Source organism: Microbacterium sp. MTN4-26 (genome assembly GCF_042846595.1).
GTDB lineage: Bacteria > Actinomycetota > Actinomycetes > Actinomycetales > Microbacteriaceae > Microbacterium > Microbacterium luteum.
Genome location: NZ_BTGO01000009.1, coordinates 12,572 through 35,661 on the forward strand (window position 1 = coordinate 12,572; position 23,090 = coordinate 35,661).

22 protein-coding genes are annotated in these 23,090 nt (G+C 70.3%); 3 read left to right on the forward strand and 19 right to left on the reverse strand.

Going from position 1 to position 23,090, the window contains the following annotated elements; translation table 11 throughout:
- The first annotated feature begins 9 nt into the window (after nt 1–9).
- Nucleotides 10–1,128, forward strand: a complete 1,119-nt coding sequence (locus ACGG9C_RS09140) for an acyl-CoA dehydrogenase family protein (RefSeq protein ID WP_194384389.1) — start codon at nt 10–12, stop codon at nt 1,126–1,128.
- Nucleotides 1,129–1,180: 52 nt separating this feature from the next.
- Complete coding sequence (gene radA / locus ACGG9C_RS09145) at nt 1,181–2,548, forward strand: DNA repair protein RadA (RefSeq protein ID WP_194384388.1); 1,368 nt, start codon at nt 1,181–1,183, stop codon at nt 2,546–2,548.
- Nucleotides 2,549–2,557: 9 nt separating this feature from the next.
- Here the strand turns inward: radA and ACGG9C_RS09150 are convergent, their stop codons facing one another.
- The 8 genes from ACGG9C_RS09150 to ACGG9C_RS09185 all read right to left on the reverse strand — a co-directional run bounded on the left by ACGG9C_RS09150 (nt 2,558) and on the right by ACGG9C_RS09185 (nt 11,393).
- Nucleotides 2,558–2,968 carry a dehydrogenase gene (locus ACGG9C_RS09150; RefSeq protein ID WP_071045119.1) on the reverse strand — a complete coding sequence of 137 codons (411 nt, stop codon included), beginning with the start codon at nt 2,966–2,968 and terminating at the stop codon, nt 2,558–2,560.
- 267 nt (nt 2,969–3,235) lie between these two features.
- Nucleotides 3,236–3,916: a hypothetical protein gene (locus tag ACGG9C_RS09155; RefSeq protein ID WP_176759436.1), complete on the reverse strand. Its 681-nt coding sequence runs from the start codon at nt 3,914–3,916 to the stop codon at nt 3,236–3,238.
- A gap of 61 nt (nt 3,917–3,977) precedes the next feature.
- Complete coding sequence (locus tag ACGG9C_RS09160; protein ID WP_071045120.1) at nt 3,978–4,481, reverse strand: amino-acid N-acetyltransferase; 504 nt, start codon at nt 4,479–4,481, stop codon at nt 3,978–3,980.
- Nucleotides 4,482–4,581: 100 nt separating this feature from the next.
- Nucleotides 4,582–7,107, reverse strand: coding sequence for an ATP-dependent Clp protease ATP-binding subunit (locus ACGG9C_RS09165; RefSeq protein ID WP_071045121.1), 2,526 nt, complete (start codon nt 7,105–7,107; stop codon nt 4,582–4,584).
- 320 nt (nt 7,108–7,427) lie between these two features.
- On the reverse strand, nt 7,428–8,426 hold the full coding sequence (locus ACGG9C_RS09170; protein WP_194384387.1) for an endonuclease domain-containing protein: 999 nt from the start codon (nt 8,424–8,426) through the stop codon (nt 7,428–7,430).
- A gap of 410 nt (nt 8,427–8,836) precedes the next feature.
- Nucleotides 8,837–9,568 carry a hypothetical protein gene (locus tag ACGG9C_RS09175; protein WP_286718143.1) on the reverse strand — a complete coding sequence of 244 codons (732 nt, stop codon included), beginning with the start codon at nt 9,566–9,568 and terminating at the stop codon, nt 8,837–8,839.
- 77 nt (nt 9,569–9,645) lie between these two features.
- Entirely contained in the window at nt 9,646–11,154 is a 1,509-nt protein-coding gene (cls, locus tag ACGG9C_RS09180; protein ID WP_194384385.1) for a cardiolipin synthase, read from the reverse strand.
- A 44-nt stretch (nt 11,155–11,198) separates the two neighbouring features.
- Nucleotides 11,199–11,393, reverse strand: coding sequence for a hypothetical protein (locus ACGG9C_RS09185; RefSeq protein ID WP_071045123.1), 195 nt, complete (start codon nt 11,391–11,393; stop codon nt 11,199–11,201).
- Nucleotides 11,394–11,531: 138 nt separating this feature from the next.
- Between ACGG9C_RS09185 and ACGG9C_RS09190 the strand changes: the two genes are divergently transcribed.
- Complete coding sequence (locus ACGG9C_RS09190; RefSeq protein ID WP_194384384.1) at nt 11,532–12,683, forward strand: DUF4192 family protein; 1,152 nt, start codon at nt 11,532–11,534, stop codon at nt 12,681–12,683.
- On the opposite strand, the gene lysS is transcribed toward ACGG9C_RS09190, so the two are convergent.
- The 11 genes from lysS to ftsH all read right to left on the reverse strand — a co-directional run bounded on the left by lysS (nt 12,676) and on the right by ftsH (nt 22,960).
- Nucleotides 12,676–14,226 (reverse strand): lysine--tRNA ligase, encoded by a 1,551-nt coding sequence (gene lysS / locus ACGG9C_RS09195; protein ID WP_194384383.1) that lies wholly within the window; start codon nt 14,224–14,226, stop codon nt 12,676–12,678. The two genes, ACGG9C_RS09190 and lysS, sit on opposite strands and share 8 nt — an antisense overlap.
- 66 nt (nt 14,227–14,292) lie before the next feature.
- Entirely contained in the window at nt 14,293–15,138 is an 846-nt protein-coding gene (locus ACGG9C_RS09200) for a pantoate--beta-alanine ligase (protein WP_194384382.1), read from the reverse strand.
- Between the two features lie 41 nt (nt 15,139–15,179).
- Nucleotides 15,180–15,860 (reverse strand): DUF2520 domain-containing protein, encoded by a 681-nt coding sequence (locus ACGG9C_RS09205; protein ID WP_194384381.1) that lies wholly within the window; start codon nt 15,858–15,860, stop codon nt 15,180–15,182.
- On the reverse strand, nt 15,857–17,563 hold the full coding sequence (locus ACGG9C_RS09210) for a PH domain-containing protein (protein ID WP_228480902.1): 1,707 nt from the start codon (nt 17,561–17,563) through the stop codon (nt 15,857–15,859). Before ACGG9C_RS09210 ends, ACGG9C_RS09205 begins: the two co-directional genes overlap by 4 nt.
- The gene (locus tag ACGG9C_RS09215; RefSeq protein WP_194384380.1) at nt 17,560–18,198 is read right to left on the reverse strand and encodes a PH domain-containing protein; all 639 of its coding nucleotides are present in this window, start codon (nt 18,196–18,198) and stop codon (nt 17,560–17,562) included. Before ACGG9C_RS09215 ends, ACGG9C_RS09210 begins: the two co-directional genes overlap by 4 nt.
- Entirely contained in the window at nt 18,146–18,634 is a 489-nt protein-coding gene (locus ACGG9C_RS09220; protein ID WP_194384379.1) for a DUF3180 domain-containing protein, read from the reverse strand. Before ACGG9C_RS09220 ends, ACGG9C_RS09215 begins: the two co-directional genes overlap by 53 nt.
- Nucleotides 18,631–19,164 (reverse strand): 2-amino-4-hydroxy-6-hydroxymethyldihydropteridine diphosphokinase, encoded by a 534-nt coding sequence (gene folK / locus ACGG9C_RS09225; RefSeq protein WP_194384378.1) that lies wholly within the window; start codon nt 19,162–19,164, stop codon nt 18,631–18,633. Before folK ends, ACGG9C_RS09220 begins: the two co-directional genes overlap by 4 nt.
- Nucleotides 19,161–19,556, reverse strand: a complete 396-nt coding sequence (folB, locus tag ACGG9C_RS09230; protein WP_194384377.1) for a dihydroneopterin aldolase — start codon at nt 19,554–19,556, stop codon at nt 19,161–19,163. The genes folK and folB overlap by 4 nt, the downstream gene beginning before the upstream one ends.
- 5 nt (nt 19,557–19,561) lie before the next feature.
- Nucleotides 19,562–20,356, reverse strand: coding sequence for a dihydropteroate synthase (folP, locus tag ACGG9C_RS09235; RefSeq protein ID WP_194384376.1), 795 nt, complete (start codon nt 20,354–20,356; stop codon nt 19,562–19,564).
- Nucleotides 20,353–20,940: a GTP cyclohydrolase I gene (gene folE / locus ACGG9C_RS09240; protein WP_071045132.1), complete on the reverse strand. Its 588-nt coding sequence runs from the start codon at nt 20,938–20,940 to the stop codon at nt 20,353–20,355. Before folE ends, folP begins: the two co-directional genes overlap by 4 nt.
- Nucleotides 20,941–20,950: 10 nt before the next feature.
- Complete coding sequence (gene ftsH / locus ACGG9C_RS09245; protein WP_194384375.1) at nt 20,951–22,960, reverse strand: ATP-dependent zinc metalloprotease FtsH; 2,010 nt, start codon at nt 22,958–22,960, stop codon at nt 20,951–20,953.
- Between the last annotated feature and the right edge of the window lie 130 nt (nt 22,961–23,090).

The window sequence follows — 23,090 nt, forward strand, 5'->3', positions numbered from 1 at the left end:
AGGATCCCGATGCTCACCCGCCCCTCCCCCGTCGCCGTCCCCGCCGACGAGCAGCACTGGATCGACACCGTCACGACACTGGCGGCCGACTTCGCCGAGACCGTCGCCGAAGACGACACCGCAGCACGCCTTCCGATCGAGCACCTGCGCGCACTCGCTGACAGCGGCCTCGATGCCGCCTTCCTTCCCGTCAGCCACGGCGGTCAGGGGCTCTCCTACGCCACGCTGGGGCGCATCGTGCAGATCCTCGCCCGGTCCCATCCGGCCGTCGCCACGGTCTGGCTCATGCACATCGGTGCCGCGCATGCCCTGGTGACGGCCTCGCCCGACAAGGCCGCGGCATACTTCGCCGACGAGCTGCGCGCCGGCAGGCGCTTCGCCAACGCGCTCAGCGAGCCCGCCGGCGGCAACCACTTCCTGACCTCGCAGCAGGATGCGACGGCGACCGACGGCGGATGGAGCCTCACCGGCCGCAAGCTGTTCGTCTCCGGCTCGGAGGCCGCCGACCACCTGTTCCTCAACGCGCGCGTCGACGGAGGCCCCGCCTTCTTCGGGGTGACGATCGACGACACGGTTTCCTTCCCGCCGATCGACGAGACCATGGGCATGCGCGCGACCCGCAGCCGCACGATCGTCTTCGACGGCACGCCGCTGCCGGCCGCCCGCCGATGCGGTCCGCCCTCGCCCGAGTACGCCAACCTCATCACCGTCGGGTTCGCCTTCACCTCGCTCGGGATCGCCGAGTCCGCGCTCGACGAGCTGGCCGCAGCCGCCCGCCGGGCAAAGGGCGGCGCGGTGCTCGCCGACCAGCAGTGGGTCAAGCACGAGACCGGCATGGCATGGGCGCAGGTGACCGCCGCGCTCCTCATGGCAGAGCGCACCGCGTGGCTCGCAGACGAGAAGAACCCGGAGGCGATGGCCGCGGCGACCGAGACGAAGATGCTCGCCAACGAGGTGGCCAAGTCCACGGCGGCGCTCGCCTTGCGCATCGGTGGTGGCGGCGCCTATCTCGTGCGCTCGCCCATCCAGCGGATCGTGCGCGACGCGCAGGCCGGCGCGCTCATGGCCTACTCGGTGCCGTTCAGCCAGGAGGTCGTCGGCGCGGCGGCGCTCGCATCCGGAGCGTGACGCCGGGCACCGCGGAGGGCCGATGTCGGAGGGTCCGCGTAGCCTTGCGATGATGGCCACCAGACGCACCACCCAGACCGCCCCGTACCGGTGCACCGAGTGCGGGTGGACGACGATCAAGTGGGTCGGGCGGTGCGGCGAGTGCCAGCAGTGGGGCACCGTCGTCGAGGCCGCCGAGCAGACCGGCATCGTCCGCTCGGTCACCGCCGTCGCCCCGCCGCCGCAGCGAGCTGCGCGTCCGATCACCGACGTCGACACCCGCGACACACCCCGGCGCACGTCCGGCGTGGCGGAGTTCGATCGCGTTCTCGGCGGCGGAGTCGTTCCCGGTGCCGCCATTCTGCTCTCGGGCGAGCCGGGCGTCGGCAAATCGACGCTGCTCCTCGAGGTGGCGGCGCAGTCGGCCCGGGCCGGCCGACGCGTGCTCTACGCGAGCGGCGAGGAGTCCACGGCGCAGGTGCGCCTGCGCGCCGAGCGGACCGGCGCCCTCCACGACCAGCTCTACCTCGCGAGCGAGACCGACCTCGCGACGATCCTCGGACACATCGACGAGGTCTCCCCCGATCTGCTCATCGTCGACTCCGTGCAGACCGTCGCGTCGTCGCTGAGCGACGGGATGGCCGGTCATCCGTCGCAGGTGCGCGAGGTCGCGTCGACCCTGATCCGGGTCGCCAAGGAGCGGCACCTGCCGGTGATCGTCGTCGGTCACGTCACCAAAGACGGATCGATCGCCGGCCCCCGACTGCTCGAGCACCTCGTCGACGTCGTCTGCCACTTCGAGGGCGACCGGCAGACGTCGCTGCGATTCGTGCGCGCCCTGAAGAACCGTTTCGGTCCCACCGACGAGGTGGGATGCTTCGACATGACCGGGGAGGGCATCGAAGAGGTTCCCGACCCCAGCGCACTGTTCCTCGGACACGGCGATCCCGTGCCCGGCACGTGTGTGACGATCGCCCTCGAGGGCCGCCGCGCGCTGCCGGTCGAGGTGCAGGCGCTCACCATCGGCACGGCCGCACCGAACCCGCGCCGCGTGGTCAACGGCGTCGACGGCGCGCGCGTGGCGATGATCCTGGCCGTTCTCGAGAAGCGCGCCCGGCTTCCGCTCTCGCAGCACGACGTCTACGTCTCGACGGTGGGCGGGGTGCGCCTCGTCGAGCCCGCGGCAGACCTCGCCATCGCCGTGGCGATCGCCAACTCGTTGAAAGACCGTGCCCTCGCCCGCGGCACCGCCGCGATCGGAGAACTCACCCTGTCGGGCGAGATCCGGCCGGTCGCCCAAGCGGCCCAGCGCCGCACGGAGGCCACACGTCTGGGCTACACCACCGTCGTGGATGCCGAGCAGCGCACGGTCGCAGCGGCTCTCCGCACGATGGAACGGCACGCAGCGCCCGCGCCGGCAGAGCCGCCGCCGCGGTTCTGACCGCGTGCGTCAGGCGTCGAGGGCGGCGATCAGATCGGACGGCGAGGCCTGCATCGGATGCGGGCCCGCGATGTCGAGGAAGACCGTCGTGATCTCCTTCTCGTGCGCGGCGAGGAAGGCGCGCAGCCACTGCGGCGACTGCAGCGCCACACCGGGCGGCAGCGTCTCGGGCTTGTGGGCGGCGTCGCTGAACAGCAGAAGCGCGACGTCTGCCGTGTTGGGGTCGCGGTAGGTCCAGACCTCGCCGACATCGAGCGGATCATCACGATCGCCGACCGTCATGAGCGGCACGACCGTGGGGCCGTGCCGGAGGGCGAAGGCGACGGCCGCCATGTCCTGGGTCTGCAGCGCATCCGTCAGCTGGGTGTTGCGGAAGTCCACCGGCTCGGATGCCTTCGCGCGCTTCTTGCGTGACGCCATCGCTCCAGCGTAATCGGCGCCGGCAGCAGCCGGAAAAAAGGGGGGACGTGGGGACGAGGCGAACTGGGGGATCGACTCGGCCCCACGTCATGCTCACGACCGAGGCCGGAGCAGGCTTCGGGCCCGCTGGGTGATCCACTGGGAAGGATCAGCTGCTGGGGACAGTTCCAGACGTACACCGAAGCCTGTTCAGTCTAGCCCGCGCGCGGTAGTGTATCTGTCCCCTTTTCGGGGGACACGCTGATATATCGGCCGCCAGTTTCTTCCTCAGTACAGGAGGAAGTACGCGGGTTCCGTCGAGCCGATGCCGCCGATCTCGACGTCGAGGTAGTACGACGCGCCGCCGCCGGGCGCACCGGGTCGTCCGGCATCCGAGCAGGTGTCCACCGACGACCGCGTGCGGTCCCACTCCACCGGGGTGGAGCTCTCCACCGTCTGCCCCGCCTCCAGCAGCACCAGCATGTCGCTCGGCTCGCTCTGGCAGTCGGTCGACCGCCACCACGTGTCGGATCCGCTCGTGACGGTGAAGGCCTGCGCAGCGGTCCCGACGTTGAGCGTGCAGTCGGCGCCGTTGTTCGTCAGCCGGATCGACAGCAGCGGATTCTCCCCCGCAGCGTACTCGGACTTGTCGGTGACGGCCTCGACGGTCAGGTCGCGCGCGACGCACGGCGTGGCGGTCGGCGTCTCGGACTCCTCCGGCTCCGGGGTCTCCGCGGCCGGCGTGGTCACGGTCGTCGTCGGATCAGGTGTCGACGTCGGCGTCGCGGACGAAGCGGCCGGTGTCGGCGCCGGCGCCTCCTCGGATGCCGCCCACGCCTGCCACGGCTGTGCCACGAACAGCCACACCAGGCCGGCGACGATGAGCAGCGCGAGCAGCAGCACGGCCAGCCGCCGGCGACGATAGACCGCCGGTGAGTGTCGCCGCCTGCGCGGGGTGTCGCCGCTCATGCTCTCCAGGGTACGCACGCACGCCGTGCGAGCCCTGTGGGCGCGCCCAAGGGGTTTGCCGTCAGAGGTGCTTGAGCATCCGGGTGTTGCCGAGCGTATTGGGCTTCACGTGGGCGAGATCGAGGAACTCGGCGACTCCCTCGTCGGGGCTCCGGATCAGCTGCGAGTAGACATCGGGGTCGACTACCTGTTCGCCGATCACGTCGAACCCTCGACGGGAGAAGAACTCCACCTCGAACGTGAGGCAGAACAGGCGGGTGAGACCGAGCTCACGCGCCTGCGTCTCGAGAGCGTCGACGATCGCCGTGCCGACCCCCTTGTGCAGCCACTCATCCGAGACGATGAGGGTGCGCACCTCGCCGAGCTCCTCCCACATGACGTGGAGGGCACCGCATCCGATCAGGTTGCCGTGCGCGTCCTCTGCCACGAAGAACTGCTGCACCGCCTCGTAGAGCACCACGAGGTCTTTCCCGAGCAGAATCCGCTTCTGGACGTACGGCTCGAGCATGGTCTGGATCGGCCGCACGTCACGGGTTCGGGCGGGACGCACGACGTAATCGGCCATCCCCCCACCTTACTTCGCGCGATCCGCATACGACGAAGGGCGGATGCTTCGCCTCGACCGCACATTCTGGTCGAGGCGGAGCATCCGCCCTCGTTCGTCGTCAGTTGGAGGCGGCGATGTCCGGCGTCGCGGTGATCTCACCGGCGGTGCCGACACCGACGGCGACCTTCTCACCGCGCGGACCGTGCTCGAACTGGAAGACGCCGTTCTCGGCATCGACCTTCACGTGGTCACCGGGGTTGAGCTCGCCGTGCAGGATCTTCTCCGACAGGCGATCCTCGATCTCGTGCTGCATCGCACGGCGCAGCGGGCGGGCACCGAGTGCGGGGTCGAACCCCACCTCGATGAGACGCTCCTTCGCCGGCATCGACAGCTCGATCGTCATGTCGCGGTCGAGCAGGCGCTCGCTGAGACGCTTCGTGAACAGGTCGACGATCTGGATGAGCTCGTCGCGGTTCAGCTGCGGGAACACGATGATGTCGTCGACGCGGTTCAGGAACTCGGGCTTGAAGTGGCGCTTCAGCTCCTCGTTGACCTTCCCCTTCATGCGGTCGTACGACGTCGACGTGTCACCCTCGACCTGGAAGCCGACCGGGCCGCCGGCGATCGCCTGCGAACCGAGGTTCGTGGTCATGATGATGACGGTGTTCTTGAAGTCGACGATGCGACCCTGACCATCGGTCAGGCGACCTTCTTCGAGAATCTGCAGCAGCGAGTTGAAGATGTCGGGGTGGGCCTTCTCGATCTCATCGAAGAGCACGACCGAGAACGGCTTGCGGCGCACCTTCTCGGTGAGCTGCCCGCCCTCTTCGAAGCCGACGAACCCGGGAGGGGCGCCGAACAGCCGCGAGACGGTGTGCTTCTCACCGAACTCCGACATGTCGAGGGAGATCAGCGCACCCTCGTCGTCGAAGAGGAACTCGGCGAGCGCCTTGGCGAGCTCGGTCTTTCCGACACCGGTGGGACCGGCGAAGATGAACGAGCCCGAGGGCCGCTTCGGGTCCTTCAGCCCTGCGCGCTGACGACGGATGGTCTTCGACAGCGCGGCGATGGCCTCTTCCTGGCCGATGACGCGCTGGTGCAACGCCTTCTCCATGAAGACCAGGCGGCTGGACTCCTCCTCGGTGAGCTTGAACACCGGGATGCCGGTCGCCTGCGCGAGCACCTCGGCGATCAGACCCTCGTCGACGACCGCGTGGCTCGCGACATCGCCGGAGCGCCACTGCTTCTCCAGGCGCAGGCGCTCGGCCAGCAGGGACTTCTCCTCGTCGCGCAGCGACGCGGCCTTCTCGAAGTCCTGCTCCTCGCTGGCGGTCTCCTTGTCTTCGCGGACCTTCGCGATCTTCTCGTCGAACTCGCGCAGCTCCGGCGGGCTCGACAGGATCGACAGGCGCAGGCGTGCTCCCGCCTCGTCGATCAGGTCGATGGCCTTGTCGGGCAGGAAGCGGTCGGCGATGTACCGGTCGGCGAGGTTCGCGGCGGCGACGATCGCGCCGTCCGTGATCTGCACCTTGTGGTGGGCCTCGTAGCGGTCGCGCAGCCCCTTCAGGATGTTGATGGCGTGCGGCAGAGCCGGCTCGTTCACCTGGATGGGCTGGAAGCGACGCTCGAGGGCGGCATCCTTCTCGAAGTGCTTGCGGTACTCGTCGAGCGTGGTCGCACCGATCGTCTGCAGCTCGCCACGGGCGAGGAGCGGCTTCAGGATGCTCGCGGCGTCGATCGCACCCTCGGCGGCTCCGGCACCGACGAGGGTGTGGATCTCGTCGATGAAGACGATGATGTCGCCGCGGGTGCGGATCTCCTTCGTGACCTTCTTCAGGCGCTCCTCGAAGTCACCGCGGTACCGCGATCCGGCGATGAGCGAGCCGAGGTCGAGCGAGTAGACCTGCTTGTCCTTCAGCGTCTCGGGCACATCCCCCTTCACGATCGCCTGGGCGAGGCCCTCGACGACGGCGGTCTTTCCCACACCGGGCTCGCCGATGAGGACGGGGTTGTTCTTCGAGCGGCGCGAGAGGATCTGCATGACCCGCTCGATCTCCTTCTCGCGCCCGATCACCGGGTCGAGCTTGTTGTCGCGCGCGGCCTGCGTGAGGTTGCGACCGAACTGGTCGAGCACCTGCGAGCCGCCTTGAGCACCGGACTGCGCCTGCTCGCCGCTGCCGGCGGCGACGCCGGCGGGCTCCTTGCCCTGGTATCCGCTGAGGAGCTGGATGACCTGCTGGCGCACCTTGTTCAGGTCGGCGCCGAGCTTGACGAGCACCTGTGCGGCGACGCCCTCGCCCTCGCGGATGAGTCCGAGCAGGATGTGCTCGGTGCCGATGTAGTTGTGGCCGAGCTGGAGCGCCTCGCGCAGGCTCAGCTCGAGCACCTTCTTCGCGCGCGGCGTGAAGGGGATGTGGCCGGTGGGCTGCTGCTGCCCCTGGCCGATGATGTCCTGCACCTGCTCGCGCACGGCGTCGAGCGAGATGCCCAGGGACTCGAGCGCCTTCGCGGCGACGCCCTCCCCCTCGTGGATCAGACCGAGCAGGATGTGCTCGGTGCCGATGTAGTTGTGGTTGAGCATCTTCGCCTCTTCTTGGGCGAGCACAACCACGCGACGGGCACGGTCGGTGAATCTCTCGAACATCGTTCACTCCCTCGGCGCTTGGGGTGCAGGTCGCACTGCTGCGCGATACATCGAGGTTAGCCAGCGGGGGGATGCCACGGGCCGCTGTTCGCCAGGGGCATATCCGGTGCCCGTCCCGCGCGCCACGCCTCGCCCCTCCGCACTCCGCGCGCGACGCCTCGCCCCTCCGCACTCCATCGCTCCGCAGTCACAATCTGCGGGCCTGCCGCCGCGCGACCCGCAACTCCTGACTGCCGAGCAGCGCCCGGATTCGCTCCGCAGTCGCGAAGTGCGGGTCTGCGGCGTCAGGACCCGCAGATTGTGACTGCGGAGCGGACGGGTCAGATGGTGCGCGAACGGATGGCGCGCCGCACGCGCTCGACGAACGCACGCGGCTCCGCGAAGACGTCGCGCTTCGTGACCCGGATGACGACCCACCCGAGCTCGGCCAGACGCTCGTGCCGCCGGATGTCGCGCGCCCACTGCTCCGGGTCGCGCAGATGATGCTCCCCCTCGTACTCGATGGCGATCTTGAGCGTCGGGTACGCCAGGTCGACGCAGGCCACGAAGAGTCCCAGAGGATCGAAGACGTCCACGTTCAGCCCCGGCTCGGGAAGGTGCGCGTCGATCAAGAGCAGGCGGCACCGCGTCTCCATCCGCGACGCCGACCGCGTGCGCACCCGCTCCAGGGCTTCTCGCAGCGCGGGTCCTCCGACGCGGCGTCCCGCCTGCACCGCCGCGCGCAGGTGTTCGAGAGTGGCGAGGGGTGGCGGGTCGCCGTCGAACATCGGCTCCCGCACGGTCGCGTCTCCCGCGGCGACCAGATCATGTCCATCGAACAGCACACTCCCGAGCATCGCCCACGTGCTCGCCGGCGACGCGAGCCGAACGTTCAACATCGGATGCACGACGACATGGGCCAACGACGCCCTCACCTGGTGCCCGGCGACACCCGCATGCCTCGGATGCCGGAGCGGCGCGAAGACGCCGACATCCAGCGCACGGAGGTGCAGTTCGGGGTCGATCAGCGCGGATCCCGGCAGGGGTAACCCCCACAGCACCGCCGCCGTGACGTGGCTGAAGAACTGGGTGTCGGGCATCGTCCGCGCAAGCAGGAGGGCGCGAGCCTGCATTTCGTCAACAGCGGCGGCCGCGGTCGGGCTCAGGTCTGTCCCGCGGACGTCGGGGTCCTTCGCGCCGACCGACACCGAGGTGCGCAGTCCGCGGTACGGGCGATGAAGGTCGGCGGCACGCAGTCGCGACGGGGACACACCGATGTCGCGCGCGTGCGCCACGGTGAAGGTCGATCCGAGCCCGGCGGGAAGCGGCGAGCGGTGCATGCCACGAGCGTGGCACTTCGCGTCGCGGCCAGCGTCAGCATCCACCTGAGCTGTGGAAGCAGCATCCACGAACCGCCCTGTGAACGATGGGTGGTCGGCGCCGATTCGGCCACTCGCCGCCCCGGCCGGCCGTCCCGCTGGTCTCACCGCTCGGCCGGCTTCACAGCTCCGCAGTCACTTCCTGCGGGTGCCAATCCCGAAGACCCACAGGTTACGACTGCGGAGCAGGGGCTCCCCCGCTCAGCAGTCACAAAGTGCGGGTGTGACCGCGAGTAATTCGCAGAAGGTGACTGCGGAGCGGGCACGGGGCGACCGCCGGAGCGGGCCGGGGCGAGGCGGATGCGGGTCACCGCCGGTGGGGACGGCCGCGGATGCGGGTCACCGCCGGTGGGGACGGCCGCGGACCGGGGTCAGCGGGAGCCGGCGATGGGGATGCGCACCGCGTCGTACTCGTCGCCGGCGAGCACTGCCTCGACGCGCTCGTCGGCGTCGTCATCCAGACCCTCCACGGCGATCACCGAAACCCGCGGACCGAAGTCGGCCGTGCAGACCTGGTCGGCGGGGAGCGGATCGATCGTGACGGTCACCTCGGTGGGGGTCGTCGCGACGGCTCCCGAGATGAGCGGCGGGCAGGTGGATGAACCCCACGTCAGCAGCAGGAAGATCTCCGCGGTGGCCCAGCCGGCGCTGGGAGCGGCCTCGTCGAGCCCGCCGCCCTTGCCGTCGAGTGTGGCATCGCCGGCGATCTCGGTCTGCCCGCGGTACGAACCGGTCACGACCACCTCGAGGTCATCGGCCGGGTCGACCCCCTCCGGGAGCGACACGTAGGTGGCGCGCGCCACGAGGTCCCGCGTGCAGACGACCCCGTGGGGATCGGTGAGCTCGACGGTCACCACTCCGTCGTCGTACGACGGGTCGCCCGCCGTGGGAAGGCACGTGGAGCTGCCGAAGGTGAGGATGCCGACGGCGCTGCCGTCGTCGAGCCACGCGGCGTCGATCTCGGCGTCGAGGCTCTCCGCGTCGTCGGTCGAGGGCACGGGCACCGGGGTCACCGCCGGCGCCGCTGCGCCGCCGCACCCGGCGATGAGGACCGACGAGACGGTCAGCGCGAGGGCGGCGACGGCAAGGCGAGCACGGAGCATGAGGTCATCTTGCTCCGTGTCCCCGAACGATCGCGACACGTCTGGTCACAGCGGAATAACGAAATCTGCCCGTGGCGTCACTGCAGCGCCGAGGTGAGGCGCGCGAGGTTGTCCAGGACGGTGGAGCGCAGCGGCTGCTTCTCCCACTCGTCGCGGGTGAGCTCCCGGCTGAGCGAACGGTACTCGGCCTCGACCTCGCGCATCTCGGTGATGAACTCCTCACCGCGCACCAGCATCGAGATCTCCATGTTCAGACCGAACGAGCGCATGTCCATGTTGCTCGACCCGATCACGGCGACCTCGTCGTCGACCGTCATCGACTTCGAGTGCAGGATGAACGGCTTGCGGTACATCCAGATCTTCACCCCCGCCTTCAGCAGCACTTCGTAGTAGCTGCGCTGCGCGTGGTAGACCATCGCCTGGTCGCCCTCCTCGGAGACGAACAGCTGCACCTCGACGCCGCGGTGGCACGCGCTCGTGATGGCCAGGAGCATCGCCTCGTCGGGAACGAAGTAGGGGCTCACGATGATGAGCTTGCGCTGGGCGGCGTACATGAGGGCGGCGAACAGGCGCAGGTTGTTCTCGAAACGGAAGCCGGGACCGGAGGGCACGATCTGGCAGTCGAGGTCGCCGGGACCGGCCTTCAGCTCGTCGAGGTCGGTCTCGGTGTAGAGCACCTCCTGCGTCTCGGCGTACCAGTCGCTGAGGAACACCGCGTTGATCGACGCGACGACGGGACCTTCCAGGCGCACCATCAGGTCGACCCAGTGCAGGCCGCGTCGGATGTTCTTCTTCAGGTTGTAGGTCGAATCGGTCACGTTCTGCGAACCCATGAACGCCACGAGACCGTCGACGACCAGGAGCTTGCGGTGGTTCCGCAGATCGGGTCGCTGATACTTGCCCTTCAGCGGCTGGACCGGGAGCATCAGCTGCCAGTCGGCGCCCATGTCGCGCAGACGCTTCAGCGTCTTCTTGTAGAACGGCTTGCCGCGGTTGGCCCAGTGGTCCAGGAGCACGCGCACGGTGATGCCGCGCGCGCACGCCTCTTCGAGCGCGCGGAACAGGTTGTCCGTCGCGTCGTCGGACTGCAGGATGTAGAACTCGACGTGCACGTAGCGCTGCGCCCCGCGAACGGCGTCGGCCATCGCATCCAGGCTGGCCTGATAGTCCGAGATCAGGTGCGCGTCGTTGTCCCCCGACAGCGGCATCGCCCCGAGGTTGCGGTTGAGGGTGACCAGCGAGGTGAACCAGTCCGGCGCATTCGGACGCAGACTCCCGAAGTCGAGCGCCTCGCTGGATTCCCGGATGTACGCGTTGATGTCGTCCTGCATCTTGCGTCGCTTGCGGGGGAGGCGGGGATTGCCGATCACGAGGAAGAGCAGCACCCCGACGAACGGGATGAAGTAGATCGCCAGCAACCAGGCGAGGGCCGAGGTCGGACGCCGATTGCGCGGAATGACGATGATCGCGGTGATGCGGATGATGAGGTCCACGACGAAGAGCGTCACGACCCACCAGCTGGGCGGGGTGAACACGAAGGTGACGGCATCCTCGGCCACGGTGGTGTCCCCCTGACTGGCCCGCATCGCGATCGACGGGCGCGTTGCGTCCAGGCTATCGGGACGCGGTGTCAGTTCCCGGACGCGGGAGCCTCGGGTGCCGGCGGCAGCCCGCGACGGGCACGCTCCTTCGCCTCGAGTCGCGCGTAGGCGCGGCGCTCGTTGCGGTCGGCGCGGATCATGCTGCGGATGACCCAGAAGAACAGGAGGCTGACGACGAGGGTGGGCAGGATCGCCCATGCGGCCGCGAGCCAGAAGTCATCCACCCCTCCAGGATACGCGCCCTGTCGCGGGGTTCGCTGGGAGCCGGCGTCCTGCCCCCGACGAGCCTGTGGACAACGTCGAGTTCCCCCATCGCGCCGATCTCGTCCCCACGGCCGCGATCGCGCGATGACGGTGGATCCATGACCTCGATCGTGAAGGCCGCCAACGCGGCGCAGTTCCTCGCCCTCGTCCCTCGGCTGGCCGGATATCAGCCCACCGAGAGCCTCGTCCTCGTGCCGTTCGTGGGCACCCGCACCACCGGCGTCATGCGCGTGGACCTCCCCGTCGGCGCTGATGCCGACGAGGTCGACCGCTGCGCGGCGACGTTCCTCGGGATGATCTGCCGCCTGCCCGAGGTCGACGGGTTCGCGGCGATCGTCTACACCGCCGCGAGCTATCGCGATGGGATGCCGCACCGCGCGCTGCTCGAGGCGCTCGCCGTGCGGGCCGACGCGGCCGGGCTCCGGGTGAGCGACGCCCTGTGCGTCGCCGCGGACGGATGGGGCTCCACGCTGGACCCGGAGTCTCCCGACGGCGGCTGGGATCTGGATGAGATCGAGCGGGGCGCGGAGGCGATGCCCGAGCTTCCCGCGCCGACCGGAGATCAGGCATCCGGCGCGACACTCCCCGCACCCGATCTCGCCACCAAGGAGCGCGTGGCGCGCGCCCTGACGCAGCTGGACGCGGCGATCCGCGCCGTTCTCGGCACCCCGACGAAGGAGCGCATCGATCCGCAGGCGGTGGCCGCCATCGACGCGCTCGACGACGTCCCCTCCCTGTTCGAGGAGGTCGTCGAGGCGGAGGCCGACACCGCCGCGGAATTCGACCTCGCACTGCTGACGTGGTGCCTGTCGCGCCCCGCGCTGCGCGACGTGGCCCTCGTTCAGTGGTGCGGAACGCTCCTCGACGGTGATGACGCGCTCGATGCGCAGGCGCGGTGGGAGAACGGCGAGGCGTATCCGCCCGACATCGCCCGGCGAATGTGGGGAGAAGGCCCCATGCCCGATGTCGAACGTCTGACCCGAGCACTGGATGCGGCGCGCGCGGCAGCCGCGGCGGCTCCGCAAGCGCGCCGCGCCGGGGCCCTCGCGACCTGCGCGTGGCTGTCGTGGGCGTTGGGGCGCTCCACGCACGCGGCGGCCTTCGCTGAGATGGCGTTCGCGATCGAACCGGACCACGGCCTCGCGGGCATCGTCCTGACGATGGTGAACGCCGGACACCTTCCGGAGTGGGCGTTCCACCGGCCGCGTCCGGGCGAGTCGGCGGGAGACCGGGGTCCGGACCCTACTTGACCAGCGGGAAGAGGATGGTCTCGCGGATGCCGAGGCCGGTGATGGCCATGAGGAGCCGATCGATCCCCATGCCCATACCGCCCGACGGCGGCATCCCGTGCTCGAGGGCGCGCAGGAACTCCTCGTCGATGCGCATCGCCTCCACATCGCCCTGCGCGGCGAGCTTCGCCTGCTCGGTGAAGCGCTCGCGCTGGATCACCGGGTCGACGAGCTCGGAGTATCCCGTGGCCAGCTCGAAGCCGCGCACGTACAGGTCCCACTTCTCGACGACGCCCGGAATGCTGCGGTGTTCGCGCACGAGGGGGCTCGTGTCCAGCGGGAAGTCCATGACGAAGGTCGGCCGCTCGAGGCCGCCCTTGACGAAGTGCTCCCACAGCTCCTCGACGAGCTTGCCGGGGATCGCGTGGGAGGGCACCTCGACCTCGAAGCGCTCCGCGATCGCGATCAGCGGCTCGAGCGGGGTCTGCGGGTCGATCCTCGGCGCGGCGCCGTCGGTCCACGCCTCGGCGAGGGCCGCGTTGAGCGAGTCGTACATCGAGATGCGGTCCCACTCTCCGCCGAGGTCGTAGACGGTGCCGTCGGCCCACGTCACCTCGGTGGTCCCCGCCACGGCGATCGCCGCATCCTGGATGAGGGTCTGCGTCAGATCGGCGATGCCCCGATAGTCGCTGTAGGCCTCGTAGGCCTCGAGCATCGCGAACTCCGGGCTGTGGGTGGAGTCGGCGCCCTCGTTGCGGAAGTTGCGGTTGATCTCGTAGACGCGGTCGATGCCCCCGACGACGGCGCGCTTGAGGTAGAGCTCCGGCGCGATCCGAAGGTAGAGATCGGCGTCGAACGCGTTGGAGTGCGTCACGAAGGGGCGGGCGGATGCGCCACCGTGCTGCACCTGCAGCATCGGCGTCTCGACCTCGACGAAGCCGCGCTCGGTGAACGTCTGGCGCAGGCTCTGATTGACCTTCGCGCGGGCGAGCACGGTCTCACGCGCACGGTCGCGCACGATGAGGTCGAGGAACCGGCTGCGCACGCGGCTCTCCTCGCTGAGGTCGCTGTGCAGGTTCGGCAGCGGCAGCACGGCCTTGGATGCGATGCGCCACTCGGAGACCATGATCGACAGTTCGCCGCGACGCGAGGAGATGACCTCTCCCGAGACGAAGACGTGGTCGCCGAGGTCGACCAGTTCCTTCCAGGCCGCCAGCGACTCCTCGCCGACGTTCGCCAGCGACACCATCGCCTGGATGCGGCTGCCGTCGCCGGACTGCAGCGAGGCGAAGCAGAGCTTGCCGGTGTTCCGGCTGAAGACCACGCGGCCGGCGACCGCGGCCACGGTGCCCGTCTCGGCGCCCGCCTCGAGGTCGCCGTAGCGCGCCCGCAGCGCCGGGATCGTGTCGGTGACGGGCACGCTCACCGGGTAGGCGCCGCCGGCGGCGTCGGCGCGATCGGCGATGAGGCGTTCGCGCTTGGCCAGCCGCACCGCCCGCTGCTCGAAGGTGTCGTCGGCGGACTGCTCGGCCGCGTCTTCGGGCGCAGCGGACGTGTCTGTCATGTCGGGGGGCTCCTCGCGAAAGTCGCCGCCCAGTCTAGCCGCGGCGGCAGGACGAGCCGGATGGGCTCAGCCGATGTAGATCTCGACGTTGTCGATGAAGCGGTGGCCGGCCACCGTGGCCGCGATCAGCGCGAGCGCCGGCCCCGCGTGCCCCTCGTCGACGGGCAGGAACGTGGCCGGGTCGACGACGTTGAGGTACTCGAGGGCGATGCGCGGTTCGCCCATGAGGGCGCCCTGCGCCGCCGCGATGCACGCGTCGACGCCGCGGTCCGCGTTGGCGGCCGCCGCCTCCAGCGCGAGGGGGAGCTTCGCCGCCGCCGCGAGGTCGGCGTCATCGAGCAGCGCCACGCGCGAGGACACGGGCAGCCCGCCGCCGTCGCGCACGATGTCGACCGTGACGACGTCGATGTCGAGGAAGAAGTCGCGGATCATCCGCTCGACGAGGAACACCCGCTGCCGGTCGCGGCGCCCGTAGACGGCCACATCCGGTCGCACGAGGGAGAACAGCTTCGCCTCGACGGTGAGCAGCCCGTCGAAGTAGTACGGACGAGAGCGCCCCTCGTAGCGCAGCCCCAGGTCGCCGGCGGAGACCTTCGTCGTCGAGGAGAGGTCGGCGAACAGCTCGACGGTCGTCGGAGCGAACGCGATGTCGACGTCGAGCTCGTCGAGCATCGCCCGGTCCGCCTCCGGGGTGCGCGGGTACGCCTGCGCATCGGCGGCCGTGCGGAACCGCAGCGGGTTCAGGAACATCGAGACGACGACGATGTCGGCCGCCTCTCGTGCGGCGCGGATGAGGTCGCGGTGGCCGTCGTGCAGTGCGCCGATCGTCGAGAGGAGGGCGACCGTCGACGCGGGGGCCTCTGCTCGCAGCTCGGCGAGCCGGGTGCGGAGCCCCGCGGTGGTGCTGATCATCCGATGATCGTATCGACCCTCGCGGGCCGGACCCGACCGCGTCAGACCGCGGTGTGGTCGACGAGGGCCTGGTCGACCGTCGTGTGCACGAGACCCGACAGATAGCGCCCCGGATCGGCGACCCCCGCCTCGGCCAGCAGGGCCGCCGCCTGCGCGACGATCGATCGCGAGAAGGTGGTCGCCGTCGCGATCGCCTCGGCATAGGCGGGGCGAGCCGCTTCGGACACCACGACCGGCTCGCAGCCGAGCTCCACGGCGAGCGCCTGCGCGATCGGCAGCACCGCGGCGGGGGCCGTGACGGCCGCATAGGACTGGGCGAGCAGGCGCAGGTCCATGGATGTGCCCGCGAAGGTCATCGCGGGGTGGATCGCCAGCGGGATGACGCCCCTGGCCACCGCCGGAGCGAGCACGTCGGTCCCCCAGGCCGGGTCCAGATGCATCGCGAGCTGACCCGCCTGCCAGTCGCCGGTCTCGGCCAGGCCCGCCACGAGGCCGGGGAGCTCGTCGTGCGGCACGGCGAGCACCACCAGTTCGCTGCGGCGCACGACCTCGGGGGCGTCGAGGAACGGCACACCGGGAAGCACCGCCTCGACGCGCTCCTCGTCGGAGCCGTGCGTGATCCCGATGAGCGCGTGGCCGACGCCGGCGAGCGCGGCGCCGATGACCGGTCCGACGCGTCCGGCGCCGACGATCCCGACGCCGAGGCGCCCTTCGCGCGTCATCGGTCCGCCTCCGCCGGTCCGGCGGGCGAGACGGGTTCATCGGCACCGTCCGTTGCGCCGGCACCGTCCGTTTCGCCGGCACCGTCCGTTTCGCCGGCACCGTCCGGTTCGCCGTCCCAGCGATGCGAGTGGTCGGAGGCCGCTGCGCGCACGGCACCGGCCGCGACGGCCTCGAAGAGATCGACGGCGGCATCCCGATCCACGATGCCGAGGGCACCCGACACCCGACCCGCGATCGTGTGAGCCCGCACGTTCGCGACGCGCAGGCGCCGATCCACGGGACCCTGGGTCACATCCACGCTCTGCAGCCGGGCGAGGGGGAAGACCCCGAGGGTGCGCCAGATGACACCGCGTCGCAGGAAGAGCGTGTCGTCGCTGAGCTGGAAGCCGTTGCGCTTCCACGAGAGCAGGCGGAACAGACGCGCGCGACGCGGCGTGGTCGTGTACGGATCCTCGGGCTGCGGCCCGAGCACACCGTCCTCGAAGATCGCGCGCCACTGATCCGGCGTCAGGTGCGGCAGCACGAGGCCGAGCACGCGCGCGACGTCGTCGCGGTCGCCGACGGGAAGCACGGTGGCGAACTGATCCGTGCCGGTGTCGGTCGCCCCTCGGCCCGACAGGCGGTTGAGCGTCACGGACCACCAGCCGAGCGGTCGCCAGAAGATGGACTGCGACACCTCGACGGCGTGCACGCGGCCCGGCGGCACGATCTCGGTCACGGTGGTGAACAGCCCGAAGGTGATGCGCACGCCGCTGCGGGTCGGCGCGATCGAGTATCGCAGCGAACGGGTGATCCGCCGGAAGGCGTAGGTGCCGAAGCCGAGCAGCACGGGGAGCATCGCGAAGAGCACCCAGGGTGTGCCGTAGACACCGCCCAGCACGACCGCGACGATGCCGAGCACGAGCGCGATCGTCGATCCGCTGAGCAGCTGCGAGAGGATCAGCCGGCCGGGCGGGATGCGCACGACCGACTCCGGTTCGTCGGCGGGATCCTCCGCCCCGTGCACGAGTCCGTCGATGCCGGATGAGACCGTCGACGCCGCCGTGGCGGCCAGATCACCCGCCGCGCGGCCGTGCATGCGCTCGGCCCGCACGCTCGCCTCGGCGAGCTGGCGCCCGGACGCGAGGCGCAGGATGTCGGCGCGCACCTCCTCGGCGTTGGTCGTCGAGAGGTATTCGAGCTTGACGTTCGCATCGAGACCGGCCCCGACCACCTCGAGCTTGGCCATGCCCGCCAGCCGCGCGATCATCGGCCGTGTGAGGTTGACCCCCTGCACGCGGTCCAGCGGTGCACGGCGGTGGGTGCGGAAGAGCACGCCCGAGCGCACCTCGACGTCGTCGCCGGTGATGCGGAACGTGTGGAACCGCCACGTGATGTAGAAGATCCCGAGCACGACCAGGAGCACGCCGAGCACACCGAGCAGCACGACCAGCACCAGCCCGTGGCCGAGCACGTAGTCCACGGGGTCCTGGCCGGCGTTGTAGCCACCTGGGATCACGCCGTCGAAGAAGAACGCGATCACCCGGTCGCGCAGGTTCGCGACGATGATGCCCACCACGACCACGAGCACGAGGCCGCCCCGGAACACGGGGGTCAGCGGATGCATCCGGTGCCAGTCGCCGTCGCTGAGCGGCGATCGCGTGACTCCGGTCGCCGGATGCGGTCCCCCGGGCACGGGGGAGGTGGGAGGGATCTCTGTCACAGTCCCGTCCGACGGGTCTCGGCGACGTCGATCAGGGTGTCGCGCAGCACCTCGGCGGCCTCCTGCGTGAGCCCGGGGATGACGACGCCCGTCGAGGCCGCGGCGGTGACGAGCTTCAGCTGCGCGATGCCGAAGCCCCGGTCGAGCGGACCGTGGGTGATGTCCACGAGCTGCATGCGCCCGTAGGGCACGGCCACCACGCGCTGCCACAGGATGCCCTTGCGGAAGACGAGGTCATCGCGTCGCAGCTGGTACCCGACGGCGCGCGCCTGACGCGGCGTGATGATCAGGCCGATCCCGGTGACCACCAGGACCACCCCGGCCGGGATCCAGATCCACCACTGTCCCAGCACGACGGTCATCACGACGGCGACCGCGAGCACGAGGGCGAAGAAGAAGCCGCCGGAGATGAGCTGGACCCACACGTACGGCCGTGCGAGCTGGTGCCACGTGCCGTCGCCGAGAGGAAGACGCGCCTCGCCCTTCGGCTCGCGGATGTGCTCGAACGTGCCGTCGTCGAGCGCGGCGTCGCGGTACGGGCTCGCGGCAGCCGCGTGGTCGCCGATCGTCGGGAGCGTCGGGTCAGACGCCGCCGGCTCCGATTCCGGTGTCGGGACCTCCGGGGTGTTCGTCATCGTCGTCCTTCCGGATCGTGCACAGGTGCTCGGCGACCAGGCCCGCGGCGACGAGTGCCGCCCCACCGCCGACGGTCGCCAGCACGACCCCCAACGAGCCTACCGAGGGGAAGACCGGCCGGGTGAGGAGGAACAGTGCGAGTCCGACGGCGAATCCGGCGGTGAGAGCACCCACGATCGAGGAGGCCTTGGCGAGCATCGCGATCCGCAGGGCCTGGAACGGGTTCGGCGAGGCCCCGGTGCCGCGTGTGGCGCGGCGCACCGGAACGGCGAGGGCCACGACCGCGCCGCCCAGCAGCACGAGGAGGATCGGCAGCATCACCGCGGGGGTGAAGGTCGGCCGCCCCGACGCGGTCAGCACCTGGTCGACGAGGAACCCCGCGCCGACGCCGAGCACGGCGCACACGAGAAGCACGCCCGCGCCGGTACGACTCACGAGGAGCCCCGCAGCCGGCCGAGCAGGTCGGCCACCCGGCCGTGCCCGGCCAGCTCGGCGTCGGGATCGATCACCAGCCACGGCACCAGCACGAACTCGCGCTCCGCCGCGCGGGGATGCGGCAGGGTGAGGGCCGGCTCGCGCGAGACCATGTCGCCGTACGAGACGAGGTCCAGATCGAGGGTGCGGTCACCCCAGCGCTCGTGGCGCTCCCGACCGTGCCGCGCCTCGATGGCGTGGAGGTAGGACAGGAGGATGGCCGGCGAGAGGCGCGTAGTGAGCACAGCGACGGAGTTGAGGTAGGCCGGGGCGTCTTCGTCGGGTCCGGTCGGCTTCACGGCCACCGACTCGATCGGCTCGGCGGCGCGGACCTCGTCGACCAGCGGCAGGCGCGCAAGATCGTGCACGGCCTCCCGCAGCGTCTCCTCCCGGTCGCCGAGGTTCGCCCCGAGCGCCACGACGGCCTCGACCGTCGCGCGCGATTCGCGCGACGGCGGATCGCCGATCCCCTGCGCCAGTCGTCGGCTCATCGTCCCGACCGCGCACGGGTCACGCGCACCGAGACATCCGAGAAGGGCACGGGGATCGGGGCGTTCGGCTTGTGGACCGTGACCGTCACGCGGCGCAGACGGGAGTACCGGGCCAGAAGATCGCGGGCGATCCGCGCCGCCACCGTCTCGATGAGATCCACCGGATCGTGCGCGACGAGGCCGGCGACATGCTCGGCCACCTCGCCGTAGTGCACGGTCTTGTCGACGTCGTCGGCCCCGGCCGCCTCGCGCACGTCGAGGTGCATGACGACGTCGATGATGAACTCCTGGCCGTCGCGCCGCTCGTGAGAGAGCACGCCGTGGTGACCGAAGACGCGCAGCCCGGTGAGCGTCAGCTCGTCGGTGCCGCTGAGGTCGGTGGGGGCATCCATGCCGGTCACTCTCCTTGGTAGGTGGCGATGCGGAGGGCATCGCTGGTCGTGGCGACGTCGTGCACGCGTACCGCCCAGGCGCCCGCCTGCGCCGCCAGCACACTCGTCACGGCCGTCGCGAGGTCGCGTCGTGCCGGATCCGCACCGCCCTCGCCGAGGGCCTCGGCGAGGAATCGCTTGCGACTGGTGCCGACCAGCACTCGAGGCCCGAGGTCGACGACGTGCGACAGGCCGCGCAGCAGCGCCCAGTTCTGCGCACCCTGCTTGCCGAATCCGAAGCCGGGGTCCACGATGATGCGCGCGGGGGCGATGCCGGCGGCCTTCGCCGCGCTCACGCGGTCCGCCAGCTCGCGGACGACCTCGCGCACGGTGTCGCCGTAGTGCGCTCGGGCGTACATGTCGGACGAGGGGCCGCGCCAGTGGCCGAGGGCGATGTCGGCTCCGGATGCGGCGACGGCCGCCAGCATGTCGGGGTCGGCCAGTCCACCGGAGACGTCGTTGACGAGCACCGCGCCGGCCGCGACGGCGGCGGTGGCCGTGGCGGCGTTCATCGTGTCGATGCTGACGGCGAGTCCCTCCGCCGCGAGCGCCGTGACGACGGGGATGACCCGGCGGCGCTCCTCGTCGGGATCGATGCGCTCGGCACCGGGTCGCGTGGATTCGCCCCCGACGTCGAGCAGGTCGGCGCCGGCGGCGCGGAGCGATCGCGCATGCGCGATCGCGGCATCCGGGTCGATGTATCTGCCGCCGTCGCTGAACGAGTCGGGCGTGACGTTGACGATGCCCATGACGGCCGTCATCGCGGTCCTCCGAGGAGCGCGAACAGTTCCGCTCGCTGCGCTGGGTCGGTGAAGGCGCCACGCGCGGCGACGGTCAGGGTGGCCGCATCGGGCTGCCGGCCCCCGCGCATCGTGACGCACTCGTGCACCGCGTCGAGCACCACCAGGACACCGCGTGCATCGAGCGCGTCGTCGATGGCGTCCGCGATCTGCTCCCCGAGCCGCTCCTGAACCTGCGGTCGTGCCGCGAGCACGTCGACGACCTTCGGCAGCGCACCGAGACCGACGACCTGCTCGCCCGGCAGATAGGCGATGTGCGCATGTCCGCGGAACGGCAGCAGGTGATGCTCGCACATCGAGCGGAAGCGGATGTCGCGCAGCATCACGGCGCCCGACGGCAGCGTCTCGGGCGCCGGACCCTGCGAGACGCTGATCGTGTGGGCGAGCGGCGCCGAGGCGTCTTCGCCGACCCCCGCGAAGAAGTCGACATACGCGTCGGCGACCCGGTCCGGGGTGAGCTTCAATCCCGGACGCTCGGGGTCCTCGCCGATCGCCTCGAGCAGCTGTCGCACGAGCGCGGCGACACGATCACGGTCGACGGCCACGGACGAGAGCCTACGCGGTTGCGGGCCGCGCGCGCCCGGAGGGGCGCCGCTCGGGCGCCGACTCGGTCACCGTCTCCGCGTCGGCGGCGGTGGCCGCCGCCACGCCGACGGCGGGCTGACGCACCGGCACGTCGACCGGAGGCAGCTGCGAGACCGGGCGCTCTTCACTGGAGAGCCACTGCGGGCGCGGCGGGAGCTTCTTGACGTCGGTGAAGATCTCGGCGAGCTCGAGGTGGTCGAGGGTCTCCTTCTCGAGAAGGGCGAGGGCGAGCTTGTCCAGCACGTCGCGGTTGTCGTTGATGACCTGGTACGCCTCGTTGTGCGCCTGTTCGATGAGGCCGCGCACCTGCTGGTCGACGCGTTCCGCCACCCGTTCGCTGAAGTCGCGGCCGTGACCCATGTCGCGACCCATGAACACCTCGCCGGAGGACTGACCGAGCTTGACGGGGCCGACATCGGTGGTCATGCCGTACTCGGTGACCATCTTGCGGGCGATGTCGGTGGCCTTCTCGATGTCGTTGGAGGCACCGGTGGTGGGGTCGTGGAAGACGATCTCCTCGGCGACGCGGCCGCCCATCGCGTACGTCAGCTGATCCTGCAGCTCGTTGCGGGTGACGGAGTACTTGTCGTCGAGCGGCAGCACCATCGTGTAGCCGAGGGCCTTGCCGCGCGGGAGGATCGTGACCTTCGTGACGGGGTCGGTGTGGTTCATCGCCGCCGCGGCGAGGGCGTGACCGCCCTCGTGGTAGGCCGTGATGAGCTTCTCCTTGTCCTTCATCACGCGCGTGCGACGCTGGGGACCGGCCAGCACGCGGTCGATGGCCTCGTCGAGCGCGCGGTTGTCGATCAGCTGCGCGTTCGAGCGAGCGGTGAGCAGGGCCGCCTCGTTCAGCACGTTGGCGAGGTCTGCGCCGGTGAAGCCCGGGGTCTTGCGGGCGACGACCTCGAGGTCGACGCCGTCGGCCAGGGGCTTGCCGCGGCCGTGCACCTCGAGGATGCGCTTGCGGCCCTGCAGGTCGGGCGCGTCCACGCCGATCTGACGGTCGAAGCGGCCGGGGCGCAGCAGCGCAGGGTCGAGGATGTCGGGTCGGTTGGTCGCCGCGATGACGATGACGTTCACCTTCGGGTCGAAGCCGTCCATCTCGACGAGCATCTGGTTCAGCGTCTGTTCCCGCTCGTCGTGCCCGCCGCCCATGCCGGCGCCGCGATGGCGGCCGACCGCGTCGATCTCGTCGATGAAGATGATGGCGGGCGAGCTCTCCTTGGCCTGGTTGAACAGGTCGCGCACGCGGCTCGCGCCGACGCCCACGAACATCTCGACGAAGTCGGATCCCGAGATCGAGTAGAACGGCACGCCCGCTTCGCCGGCCACCGCGCGTGCGAGCAACGTCTTTCCCGTGCCGGGAGGGCCGTACAGCAGCACGCCCTTCGGGATGCGGGCGCCGACCGCCTGGAACTTGGCGGCGTCTTTCAGGAATTCCTTGATCTCGTCCAGCTCTTCGATGGCCTCATCGGAGCCGGCGACGTCTTGGAAGGTGACCGTGGGGGTCTCCTTGGTGACCATCTTCGCCCGCGACTTGCCGAACTGCATGACCTTGCTGCCGCCGCCCTGCGCCGAGGAGAGCAGGAACCAGAACAGCAGGCCCAACAGCAGCAGCGGGATCATCAGCGAGAGGAACCCGTCGAACCACGACGGCTGCGGCACCACGTCGTTGAACCCGTCGGCGGGGTTCGCCGCGTCGATGGCCTGCACGACCTCTTCCGCGCGCGCGTCGACGTAGTAGAACTGCACGTCGGTCGCGCCCTCGTACGCCTCCGACAGCGTGAGGTCGACGCGCTGGTCGCCGTCGGTGTTCGTCACCTCGGTGACCGTGCCGCCGTCGAGGAGCTCGAGACCCTCCTGGGTCGAGACCTGCTTCGCGCCGCCGAGACTCGAGATCAACGAGAACCCGACGATCAGCATCACGCCGATCAGCACGATGTAGAAGAGCGGGTTCCGAGTGATCTTCTTGATGTTCATGGTGCGGGCGCGGCCCGATCCCTTTCGTCAGCGGCCACCGGGCGGCGCAGCGCCGCCAAGGCGGTCCGAACAGGGTATCGCGGGCCGGCTATGCCCCGACTGTGCATTCGCCCACGGCGGAATGCACGCC

Excerpts from the sequence above, each read along its gene's own strand:
- ACGG9C_RS09205 (WP_194384381.1), bottom strand. The coding sequence starts at position 15,860 with ATGACGCGCGAAGGGCGCCTCGGCGTCGGGATCGTCGGCGCCGGACGC.
- ACGG9C_RS09150 (WP_071045119.1), bottom strand. The coding sequence starts at position 2,968 with ATGGCGTCACGCAAGAAGCGCGCGAAGGCATCCGAGCCGGTGGACTTC.
- ACGG9C_RS09215 (WP_194384380.1), bottom strand. The coding sequence starts at position 18,198 with ATGACGAACACCCCGGAGGTCCCGACACCGGAATCGGAGCCGGCGGCG.
- ACGG9C_RS09165 (WP_071045121.1), bottom strand. The coding sequence starts at position 7,107 with ATGTTCGAGAGATTCACCGACCGTGCCCGTCGCGTGGTTGTGCTCGCC.
- ACGG9C_RS09155 (WP_176759436.1), bottom strand. The coding sequence starts at position 3,916 with ATGAGCGGCGACACCCCGCGCAGGCGGCGACACTCACCGGCGGTCTAT.
- ACGG9C_RS09170 (WP_194384387.1), bottom strand. The coding sequence starts at position 8,426 with ATGCACCGCTCGCCGCTTCCCGCCGGGCTCGGATCGACCTTCACCGTG.
- ACGG9C_RS09190 (WP_194384384.1), top strand. The coding sequence starts at position 11,532 with ATGACCTCGATCGTGAAGGCCGCCAACGCGGCGCAGTTCCTCGCCCTC.
- ftsH (WP_194384375.1), bottom strand. The coding sequence starts at position 22,960 with ATGAACATCAAGAAGATCACTCGGAACCCGCTCTTCTACATCGTGCTG.
- ACGG9C_RS09160 (WP_071045120.1), bottom strand. The coding sequence starts at position 4,481 with ATGGCCGATTACGTCGTGCGTCCCGCCCGAACCCGTGACGTGCGGCCG.
- ACGG9C_RS09140 (WP_194384389.1), top strand. The coding sequence starts at position 10 with ATGCTCACCCGCCCCTCCCCCGTCGCCGTCCCCGCCGACGAGCAGCAC.
- ACGG9C_RS09175 (WP_286718143.1), bottom strand. The coding sequence starts at position 9,568 with ATGCTCCGTGCTCGCCTTGCCGTCGCCGCCCTCGCGCTGACCGTCTCG.
- lysS (WP_194384383.1), bottom strand. The coding sequence starts at position 14,226 with ATGACAGACACGTCCGCTGCGCCCGAAGACGCGGCCGAGCAGTCCGCC.
- folB (WP_194384377.1), bottom strand. The coding sequence starts at position 19,556 with ATGGATGCCCCCACCGACCTCAGCGGCACCGACGAGCTGACGCTCACC.
- folP (WP_194384376.1), bottom strand. The coding sequence starts at position 20,356 with ATGACGGCCGTCATGGGCATCGTCAACGTCACGCCCGACTCGTTCAGC.
- folK (WP_194384378.1), bottom strand. The coding sequence starts at position 19,164 with ATGAGCCGACGACTGGCGCAGGGGATCGGCGATCCGCCGTCGCGCGAA.
- ACGG9C_RS09200 (WP_194384382.1), bottom strand. The coding sequence starts at position 15,138 with ATGATCAGCACCACCGCGGGGCTCCGCACCCGGCTCGCCGAGCTGCGA.
- cls (WP_194384385.1), bottom strand. The coding sequence starts at position 11,154 with ATGCGGGCCAGTCAGGGGGACACCACCGTGGCCGAGGATGCCGTCACC.
- radA (WP_194384388.1), top strand. The coding sequence starts at position 1,181 with ATGGCCACCAGACGCACCACCCAGACCGCCCCGTACCGGTGCACCGAG.